General features: G+C 49.0%; 8 protein-coding genes, 3 tRNA genes and 1 rRNA gene. 4 read left to right on the top strand and 8 right to left on the bottom strand.

Annotated features, from left to right (window positions below):
* Positions 1-285: 285 nt before the first annotated feature.
* On the bottom strand, positions 286-1,257 hold the full coding sequence (locus tag HMPREF9469_RS30215; RefSeq protein WP_007871678.1) for a 3'-5' exonuclease: 972 nt from the start codon (positions 1,255-1,257) through the stop codon (positions 286-288).
* Between the two features lie 235 nt (positions 1,258-1,492).
* On the opposite strand from HMPREF9469_RS30215, the gene HMPREF9469_RS30210 reads away from it, so the two are divergent.
* From HMPREF9469_RS30210 to HMPREF9469_RS30195, 4 genes are all read left to right on the top strand, one after another.
* A complete protein-coding gene (locus HMPREF9469_RS30210) occupies positions 1,493-2,164 on the top strand; it encodes a hotdog family protein (protein WP_040417913.1) in 672 nt (223 codons plus the stop codon).
* Between the two features lie 13 nt (positions 2,165-2,177).
* Positions 2,178-2,735 carry a biotin transporter BioY gene (locus HMPREF9469_RS30205; protein WP_007871676.1) on the top strand — a complete coding sequence of 186 codons (558 nt, stop codon included), beginning with the start codon at positions 2,178-2,180 and terminating at the stop codon, positions 2,733-2,735.
* A gap of 181 nt (positions 2,736-2,916) precedes the next feature.
* Positions 2,917-4,107, top strand: coding sequence for a thiolase family protein (locus tag HMPREF9469_RS30200; RefSeq protein WP_007871674.1), 1,191 nt, complete (start codon positions 2,917-2,919; stop codon positions 4,105-4,107).
* A 69-nt stretch (positions 4,108-4,176) separates the two neighbouring features.
* Positions 4,177-5,403 (top strand): AMP-binding protein, encoded by a 1,227-nt coding sequence (locus tag HMPREF9469_RS30195; protein ID WP_007871672.1) that lies wholly within the window; start codon positions 4,177-4,179, stop codon positions 5,401-5,403.
* Here HMPREF9469_RS30195 and HMPREF9469_RS30190 read toward each other — a convergent pair.
* The 7 genes from HMPREF9469_RS30190 to HMPREF9469_RS30160 form a co-directional block, all read right to left on the bottom strand.
* On the bottom strand, positions 5,397-6,491 hold the full coding sequence (locus HMPREF9469_RS30190; RefSeq protein WP_007871670.1) for a linear amide C-N hydrolase: 1,095 nt from the start codon (positions 6,489-6,491) through the stop codon (positions 5,397-5,399). The genes HMPREF9469_RS30195 and HMPREF9469_RS30190 overlap by 7 nt on opposite strands.
* Positions 6,492-6,748: 257 nt before the next feature.
* Positions 6,749-7,621, bottom strand: a complete 873-nt coding sequence (locus HMPREF9469_RS30185) for a DUF362 domain-containing protein (RefSeq protein WP_040417917.1) — start codon at positions 7,619-7,621, stop codon at positions 6,749-6,751.
* Between the two features lie 44 nt (positions 7,622-7,665).
* The gene (locus HMPREF9469_RS30180; protein WP_007871665.1) at positions 7,666-8,205 is read right to left on the bottom strand and encodes a flavodoxin family protein; all 540 of its coding nucleotides are present in this window, start codon (positions 8,203-8,205) and stop codon (positions 7,666-7,668) included.
* A 239-nt stretch (positions 8,206-8,444) separates the two neighbouring features.
* Positions 8,445-8,515, bottom strand: a tRNA-Cys gene (locus HMPREF9469_RS30175).
* 15 nt (positions 8,516-8,530) lie between these two features.
* A tRNA-Glu gene (locus HMPREF9469_RS30170) sits at positions 8,531-8,602 on the bottom strand.
* Between the two features lie 20 nt (positions 8,603-8,622).
* Positions 8,623-8,695: transfer RNA gene (locus HMPREF9469_RS30165), tRNA-Asn, on the bottom strand.
* 167 nt (positions 8,696-8,862) lie between these two features.
* Positions 8,863-9,250, bottom strand: a 23S ribosomal RNA gene (locus tag HMPREF9469_RS30160); the annotation flags it as partial.

Genomic DNA, 9,250 nt, shown 5'->3' with positions numbered 1-9,250 from the left:
TATACCGATTGCGGAAGGCCTGCTTCCATCTCACGAAAAGCACTGCTTTTCGGTTACTACTTTTTCAGTATCCTCTAGCATTCAGGACACACTATGAGCTAAACTATTATTGTCCATTTTGGACCTCCTGTGCTTTTTATTTGTGGTTTGCAGACCTACATCTAGTTTAGCACAGGAGTTGCTTTTATCTGAAGATATTCCCTCCACCTGCAGAGCAGGTGGTTTATTTTTACTGTGACACAATAAAACCTGCAGGATCGCTGGTCAGCCGTCCTGCAGGTTTTGCTAATTGTTGTCATATTTTTTAGTGTGGCTCTTGGCACTGCGCTTTCTGCGCCCGTCTTCCTTTCTTTGGGTCAGCAGTTCCACATCCTCGTCCCCCGCCATCTTGGTGGTCTTGACAATATAATATCTGTCTTTCTCGGACTTTTTAACCCTGATCTTTCCTTTCACATAGCCATGCTCCGGGCAGTATGCCAGACAGAAATAGAACCTCTGTCCATAGGGAAACCAGCGTATCTTCTTGCGCAGCATCCTCCGGCACTTAAGGCACACCATGTCCGTAATATTCTTATCCTTCATGATCTCTTCCCTGGAGTCAAACTCCCTGGATACAAATTTGGTGTATTCGGGAAAGTACAGGTAAAATTCCTTGTCCTTTTCATCCGGAAGGCCGTAATAATCAACGGAAACATACACCCCATATAAGTCCATATCCAGGGCGGACAACACCCTTCCCGTGTAGTAAGCGTCATCCAGGGCGCGGTGAAACGGCCGTTCCTCCTCCATGGCCATCTGCTGCACTGCCTGGTCCAGGGACACCTTATTCTTTCCGTCCCCATACTGGAAGCAGAACAGCTTCTGTATGTCGTAGTACAAAAGAGGGCGGGGAAAAGGTATATCCAGGCCATAGTAAGCCATATTCCTCTGGAGCTCTGTCAGGTCCATGGACCCCCATGTGCAAAAGCAGTATTCCTCTTCCCCGCACCACTCCACAAATTCCCTTATAACATCCTCAAAACGCTGCCCCTCCTGGCACAGCTTCCTCATATCCATGTGCGTTACTTCCGATATCTTAAAATGCAGCTTCTTATATACCTGAGGCCTGATCAGCTTATGGAATTCCCCTACCTGGCAAAATCCCTCATCCAGTTTTACAGCGCCTATCTCAATAATCTCAAATGGAAGGTGGTCCACTGAATCTTCCTTTCCATTTGGGCTCTGGTTCCATTCAAGGTCAAAAACAATGTAGTTCATTTTTTCATCCTGTCACTCTATAATCTTAATTTACTTACCTATCTTATCATAATGCACAGAATATGGAAAGGGGCATTCTATTTTACCTTTTTCTCCCATTCACTGTACAAAATCGGCCCAGACATTTGTTAACCAATTATCTTGTTTTGGTTGACATTTTCAACTTGAGACCCTATAATAATCAATGAATTGTAAACCTGTTTCTACCTATTAGATAACATTTGGGGTATGATAAATGAGACAATTGATATATGAAACGTGTTTATGGGGCCGTCACCGCTTTGACGGCTGGGTCATGGCCCGGGCTGTTTACCGCAAATACAGCAATGAAGCCGCTGTCTGTTTTCATACACAGCGGAAAAAGAGCCACAGATATGCCGCTGTACTGGAAACAACGGGATACACACAAGCCGCGGCACCAGCCGGAAGCCTGGAAGTGCTTCTGATGGACGTATCTAAGGATAAAAACCAGCAGGGTGATGCCCCGCAGCTACATTTCCAAATATCAGCTACATCAAAACCATCTTCCTTAGAATCATCTTCCACAGATCCGCCTTTCACAGATCCGTCTTCCACAGATCCGCCTTCCATGTGCTTTCTTAAGACGGACCTGAGACAGTTTCTGAAAGAATCCGGCGACACCAACCCCATTCACCGGGGTGATCCGGCCCTGGTGCCGGGATTATGGATATTCACGCGCCTGTATGAACCCTTTTCCCATATGGCATGCAGCCATCTTCCTGTTCTTCCTATAGAATACGGAATCCATCTGCCCATAGAATACAGTATCCGCCTGATCCGTCCAACCTATACGGGCCAACCCATTTACCTGAAATGTGAAAACAACACTGTCACAGGAAGCTGCGATGGCCTTGTACATTTTCACCTTCAAATAAAAAACCTATGACATGGAGGCAACTATGAATACAAAACAAAACTTCAGCACCCTGGAACTGACAAAAATGGCTCTTCTCACTGCACTGATCTGCGTATCAGCATACATTGTGATACCCCTGCCATTTTCCCCTGCAAGCCTGACCGCCCAGACACTGGTGGTCAACCTTATTGCGCTTTTGTTAACTCCCCGTCAGGCTGCCTTCACCATTGTGGTCTACATGCTGCTGGGCCTTTCCGGCCTCCCCGTATTCTCCGGCGGAGTGGGAGGACCCGGAAAACTTTTTGGCCCTACCGGCGGGTACATTATGGCCTGGCTGATAGCCGTTGTACTGATGTCCTGGCTGAAGGGAAAACGTTACAGCTTCAGGCGCTATTGTCTTGTGACCATGCTGGTGGGGATGCCTGTGACTTTGATACTTGGAAGCATTTATATGAAGTTTGTAACAGGCATGGACTGGGTATCCGTGTTTACGGTTGCCGTACTCCCATTTATCCCTCTGGACCTGTTTAAATGCGCTGCCGCTGCCGCTATCGCAAAGCCGGTGCAGATCAGCCTGTTGAAGGCTGGAACTTCTATTTGAATCTGCGTACTCTCGGATGTTAATCAGATCTGCGTAATGAATTTTTGCCTGTTGTGCACCAATCTATGAGGCATATACGGTGTATCGTTGATTCGCTCTGTGTGTGACCGGCGAAAAATCAACCGCAAAAATGGGGACCAGAAGGCTCTGAGAGTACACATCTAATGCGGGGAGGTATGATATGGACCATGTCTTTGTACTAGGCGGACTCAGAAGTTATATCGGTATCAGGAACAGCGCTTACCGCCATATCCCGGCCGAATGTCTGGGTGCGGCCGTATTAAAGGGGCTGATCAGACAATGCGGCTGTGATGGCTACGCTCCCGGGGCTGTTGATCCCGGGGTAATCTCTCCCGGTACAATCTCTCCCGGGGATATTGATATGGTCATCTGCGGCAACAGCGCGGGCAGCGGCGGCAACATCACCCGGCTTATGGCTCTGGAGGCGGGGCTTGATCAGTCCGTTCCCGCTTTTACAGTGGACCAGCAGTGCGCCTCCTCCCTGGAGGCCATAACCACTGCCGCCGCCATGATCGAAAGCGGACTCTGCCACCTGGTAATTGCCGGCGGATTTGAGAGTACATCCACGCAGCCCCTTCGCTCCTATCACCCCAATCATCCTGACTACAGGGATACCACTCCTTATACCACCGCAAAATTTGTCCCCGGTCCCCACAGGGAGGATGTAATGCTCCAGGGTGCTGAACGGACTGCAGCCCATTACCGCGTGGACAAACAGGATTTGGACCGCTGGGTACTGGAGAGCCACCGCCGGGCCCTTATGGCCCGTCAGTCCCGGATACTCAGCGATATAATATTTCCCGTGTTCGGCCTGGAGCGCGATGAAGGCATACGTCCCAGAATGAGCCAGAAGCTGCTGGACAAGCTTCCCCCCGTATTACAGGACGGACGATCCCTCAATGCCGCCAACGCCTGCACAATGAACGATGGAGCGGCCTTTGTGGTACTCTGTTCAGACCAGTATCTGGCCCGCCATGGCCTGACAGCCCGCTGCCGGATCCTGGATGCCTGCAGCATTGGGACCAATCCGCTTATGAGCCCGGTGTCCGCTGTCTCATCCATAGAAAACCTGCTGAAGCGTACCGGCATTTCCATGGACGAAATCGGATGCATTGAATGCAACGAGGCGTTTGCTGTCATTGACGTCCTTTTTGAGAGAGCCTATCCGGGTACATTCAGCCGTTATAACCAGTTTGGCGGGGCCCTTGCTTATGGACATCCCTACGGCGCCTCAGGGGCTATTATCTTCCTCCACCTGGTAAAAGCCATGGAGCGTACCGGCAGCCAAAAGGGGATTTGTTCCGTGGCAGCCGCCGGAGGCATCGGGACCGCCCTGATGCTGGAGCGGTAGGGACCCTACCGGAGCAACAGAGAGCAATCATTAAGATAGTGAAGAACCATAAAACCTAAGGAGAACATCATGGATTACCTTGAAATGATAAGGGCTGTACCTGCTCACAGGACAGCCCTTATTGAAGATTCCAACTGTTATACATATGGAAGTATCGTCAGGGACGCGGATGAGATCAGGCATCAGTCCGACCTTCTTGACCCTGGGCTGGAATGGATAGACGAAGCCTCTGTGTACGGACAGCTGATCCGATTCCTTGCTTACAGCGGCACAAACAAAGTCCCCGTGATTATATCCAGGGAAACAACACGCAGGCCGATTCCCGGCTCTCCTGTCCCATCCACAGCCTGCATGGGTGTCCTCACGTCAGGTACCACGGGGATCCCTAAAATATGGTTTCGCACCTTTGAAAGCTGGCACAGCTTTTTTCCCACACAGAACCATATATTTGGCATAAACAGCTCCAGCCGCATGCTGGTCCACGGCAGTCTGGCCTTTACAGGAAACCTGAATATGTACCTGTCTTTGATGTCAGAGGGGGCATCCGCCATTACCTGCTCACCGGTCTATCCACCTGCATGGAATCAGGCCATGGTTGATTATCAGGCCAATGGGGTATATTTGATCCCCTCCAAACTGCGCCTGCTGGCCAGAACAGCCTCCGGATGCAACCCATATATAAAGACCATTGTATCCGGCTCTCAAAGCCTGGGACTGGGGGATATCCGTCTGTTAAGGACAGCATACCCAAACAATCAATGCACCCTTTACTACGGAGCCAGCGAACTGAGCTTTGTTTCATTCATCCGGGACTCCCAGATGAATGACGACCCCGCATGCGTGGGACTCCCATTTCCCGGTATAAATATAATGATCAAAAACAATGAGATCTCAGTGGATACGCCATACAGGGCCCTGGGCCTTCCCACCCCCTGCAGCGTTGGGGATATGGGATATACGGGTGCGGACGGATACCTGTACCTGCTGGGGCGCAAAAACAATGTATATAATATCCACGGGCGCAAGATTTCTGCTTCACTGATCGAACACGCACTGATGGCACTGGATGAGGTGGATGAAGCCGCAGTGACGCTGGAGCATGGCGCCCTGACCGCCTATGTGGTACTGAATCCGCAGTCCGAAGGCACTCCTGCTTATTGTCTTCTGATGGAGCAGCTTAAACAGCGCCTGAATCCCTATGAACTGCCCCGCAGGATCATTTACACAAAAGAGCTTCCAAAAAACAGCAGCGGAAAGCCTGTTCCATCACTGCTTTCCGCTGCTGATCCTCATTGATCAAGACTGAATTCATGCGCCGGCTTGTCATATTGACGGCCGGTTATTATTTTTGCTGTCAGGTCCGTACAGTTAAAAACAACAGACCACTGGGTGGCGTTCATCCTTCCCGATGACTCAGACACGTGCCAATCCTTGGACGCTGCCTGTAGCAGATCCATGCCGGCCTGCTCATCCTCTACCACACCATTGCAGCTGTCCAGGGATGTCTCTAATATCTCATACCTGTCCTGGCCGTTTCCAAAATTATATTTCTTATCCGACAAGAGGAAATTCGTTGCCATCTGATAGTCCTGCTCCGCCTTCAGCACAACCAACTCATTGTCCACGTACTCCACCACCGCGCTGTTCCCTCCGGCATCGGCAATCTGGAAATGATAGCAGCTTCCCGCGGAGGAATGCATGTCATACTGTTCCAGCAATTCCACTGCCTCATCCACCGTGGCCGCTTTATCTAACATCAACCGGATAGCAGTAGTGGTGGTTATATCCGTCTTTCCCGTATCCTGATTCGTGGGCTCATCTGCAATGCGCAGCACTGCCGCCGCAAGGCCCTTTTCATTGATACCGTCCAAAGGAGCGTAGGGAGCTGCCAGGGCGATCAGCTTTTCCTTCAGTGAATCCGGCAGATTATCTTTCCCAAAGCCTAGAAATGCCAGATTTACAGTTGACAGGGACCTGTATCCATGATCAGGTGCTGTCTCCACTATCAGAGCCGGGGAGTAGGTCAGATCAAAATTACGTCCGAATATATAGTCCCCTTCTTTGGTCCATGCGCTAAATGTGGAACAGCCAAGATCCGGTATGGAGAACTCAAAGGGCAGCCCCTTTAAAAGCCGTTCCGTCACGAACCTGACCAGTTCTCCGTCCGTGCTGGCTCCAATTTCCAGAAAATCATCAAATCCGTAGTCCCCGTCATACCTCATGGAATAAAGTACATTGTCATCTATCTTTTCCAGCGTACCCAATGTCTTGATTTCATGCCTGAACATAAAGGCTCCTCCCAATACTATAATGATCACCAGTCCAGCCAGGCAGCCCAAAAGGCCCAGCAGCCGCTTTTTCCATTTCTTATTGTTATGATCCATGTTTCCCCTTCTGACTTCTTATCTATCTGTTTGTGGCAAACAATCTGTGATAGACTATTTTAATATCAAAATATCTTTATCATCATATCATTTGACCTGTAAAAAGTCAAATAACCAAGGGATTGGCTTCGGCCCGGTATCTGGGACGATTCCTGATTTGGTTTCTGGGCCGGTATCTGGACTGGTTTCTGGTCCGGTTTCTGGTCCGGATCAGGTGATTCAGACCTGCTTTGAATATCCGGATTCGCCCGGCAATTTTAATCTATACACACCAGCTCATACTTACGGTTTCCAAGGCCATGGGCCTGGGCGGCCTCCACTGTATGGATTCCATGACGGGATTCCATACGTTCGATCAGGGCACGTTTGCCTGCATCCTCAGAGCCATACACCGCATCCACGGATGCCTGGTCCACAGCAACGGGATCTGCAGACGCAAATATACCGATATCCGCCATCTCCGGGTCATGGGGATGTGCATCGCAGTCACAATCCACCGACAGTCTGTTGGCCACATTAATATAAACAATTTTTTCACGTCCCATAAAATCCATTACAGACCGGTCCGCATCTGCCATGGACTCCAGGAATGAGTCATGATCTGCCGTAAACGCGTCCTCAAAAACATTACTGGTACCGGATGTATGAATCCATATCTTACCCCTGGACGATGCAAGGCCGATGGACATATTCTTCAGCGCACCTCCAAATCCACCCATGGCATGCCCCTTAAAGTGGGACAGCATTACCATGGAATCATAATTCTTTAAATGGGTGCCTACATAGTTCTCCTGTAAATGAAAACCACTCTCAACAGGAATTGCCATGTCACCCTCTTCGTCCAATATATCGCAGGGGGCAATGGCCAAAAACCCATGGTCCCGGATCGTCTCCCAATGAGCCTGTGTCGTATTACGTCTGCCCGGATAAGCGGTATTACATTCTACAATGGTCCCACTCAACCTATTCACCAGGTCCTTGATCAATCCCGGCTGGAGAAAGTTATGGCCTCCCGGTTCACCTGTGGAGATCTTTATTGCTATATTACCTTTCAGGGACACGCCTAACGCCTCGTAAACGCGGACTAAGCCCTCTGGTGTAATTTCCTTTGTCTTATATACAATTGACATATTATTTTCCTCCTGGTCGGTTTTAATGGCTATATCCCATGTATTCATACTCCACGTCCCATTTCATAAGCCTGTACCATAGCCGGACTGTTGTTTATATCTCCCTTCTGCCAGGCACCTGTGCCATATATGATTCCTCTTTCCCTGGCATTAGGCAGACAATCCTCCGTAAATCCCCTAAATCCCTCTACGGTACGCTCCATCATATTGTTATCCGTGTCCGCAGCCGCTACAATAAAATAAAAGTCCTTATCCCGTATTTCTGCGTAACGCGGTACTGTCCGGTCGATCAACGTCTTCATCTGTGCATCCATGGAATAAAAGTATACTGGCGTAGACATGACGATCACATCACTGTCCACCATTTTATCCAATATCTCTGCCATATCATCCTTTTGCACGCATTGACGGGTCCCGTTACAGACACCGCACCCAGTACAATAGTTGATTTTATAATCTCCTAAAAAAACTTTTACCACAGTATTTCCAGTGTCCTCTGCCCCACGCATAAACTCATCACATAGCGTATCGGAATTTCCTCCCCTTCTGGGGCTGCCGGATAGAATCAGAACCTTTTTACTCATTATAAACTCCTTTCCATATTCATCCATGTACTAATTTTACAAGCTACTACTATAGACTACTACCTGGAGTTAAGTCCAGGTCAAGTGGTTTTTGCGGATTTAGCGGATTTATGCAGATTTTTTGCAGATTTGTGGATTTCTTCAATTTTGTGATGATCCTGGATGTACAGATAATACATGGAACGATTTTTAAGAAATAATAAAAAACCCTGAAGATTTAATCCTTCAAGGTTCATGAGAGGCGACGACCGGATTCGGACCGGTGGTGAGGGTGTTGCAGACCCGTGCCTTACCACTTGGCTACGTCGCCATATTTAATTATAAATGACCCCAAGGGGATTCGGACCCCTGTTACCGCCGTGAAAGGGCGATGTCTTAACCGCTTGACCATGGGGCCTTGCAAAAATATAAATAAAACTCCCCGAGTAGGACTTGAACCTACGACAGCGCGGTTAACAGCCGCGTGCTCTACCGACTGAGCTATCGAGGAATATTTAAAGTGCTCTCTGAGTCTCTATTATACTGTATAAACAAAGATTCATCAAGTACCTTTCTGAAGATATTGTATGAAACTTTTGCAGTTTTTATGCAAAATACATACCTTCAAAACCACATATTGAAAACCGAATTGAAACTTCCTTCTTTTCCCTAAACCTTTTGGTTAAGCCCTCGACCGATTAGTATTAGTCAGCTACATACATTACTGCACTTCCACCTCTAACCTATCTACCTCGTCTTCTTCAAGGGGTCTTACTCTTGCGATGGGATATCTCATCTTGAGGGGGGCTTCACGCTTAGATGCCTTCAGCGTTTATCCCGTCCAGACTTGGCTACTCTGCCATGGCCTTGGTAAGCCAACAGATACACCAGCGGTCTGTCCATCCCGGTCCTCTCGTACTAAGGACAGCTCCTCTCAAATATCCTACGCCCGCGCCCGGATAGGGGACCGAACTGTCTCACGACGTTCTGAACCCAGCTCGCGTACCGCTTTAATGGGCGAACAGCCCAACCCTTGGGACCTGCTACAGCCCCAGGATGCGATGAG

Source organism: [Clostridium] citroniae WAL-17108 (assembly GCF_000233455.1).
GTDB classification, from domain to species: domain Bacteria; phylum Bacillota; class Clostridia; order Lachnospirales; family Lachnospiraceae; genus Enterocloster; species Enterocloster citroniae.
Note: the sequence above shows the minus strand (reverse complement) of the source record. Positions and strands in the feature narration are given on the sequence as shown.

Coding starts and splice junctions, on each gene's coding strand:
- HMPREF9469_RS30215 (WP_007871678.1), bottom strand. CDS start 1,257: ATGAACTACATTGTTTTTGACCTTGAATGGAACCAGAGCCCAAATGGA.
- HMPREF9469_RS30210 (WP_040417913.1), top strand. CDS start 1,493: ATGAGACAATTGATATATGAAACGTGTTTATGGGGCCGTCACCGCTTT.
- HMPREF9469_RS30205 (WP_007871676.1), top strand. CDS start 2,178: ATGAATACAAAACAAAACTTCAGCACCCTGGAACTGACAAAAATGGCT.
- HMPREF9469_RS30200 (WP_007871674.1), top strand. CDS start 2,917: ATGGACCATGTCTTTGTACTAGGCGGACTCAGAAGTTATATCGGTATC.
- HMPREF9469_RS30195 (WP_007871672.1), top strand. CDS start 4,177: ATGGATTACCTTGAAATGATAAGGGCTGTACCTGCTCACAGGACAGCC.
- HMPREF9469_RS30190 (WP_007871670.1), bottom strand. CDS start 6,491: ATGGATCATAACAATAAGAAATGGAAAAAGCGGCTGCTGGGCCTTTTG.
- HMPREF9469_RS30185 (WP_040417917.1), bottom strand. CDS start 7,621: ATGTCAATTGTATATAAGACAAAGGAAATTACACCAGAGGGCTTAGTC.
- HMPREF9469_RS30180 (WP_007871665.1), bottom strand. CDS start 8,205: ATGAGTAAAAAGGTTCTGATTCTATCCGGCAGCCCCAGAAGGGGAGGA.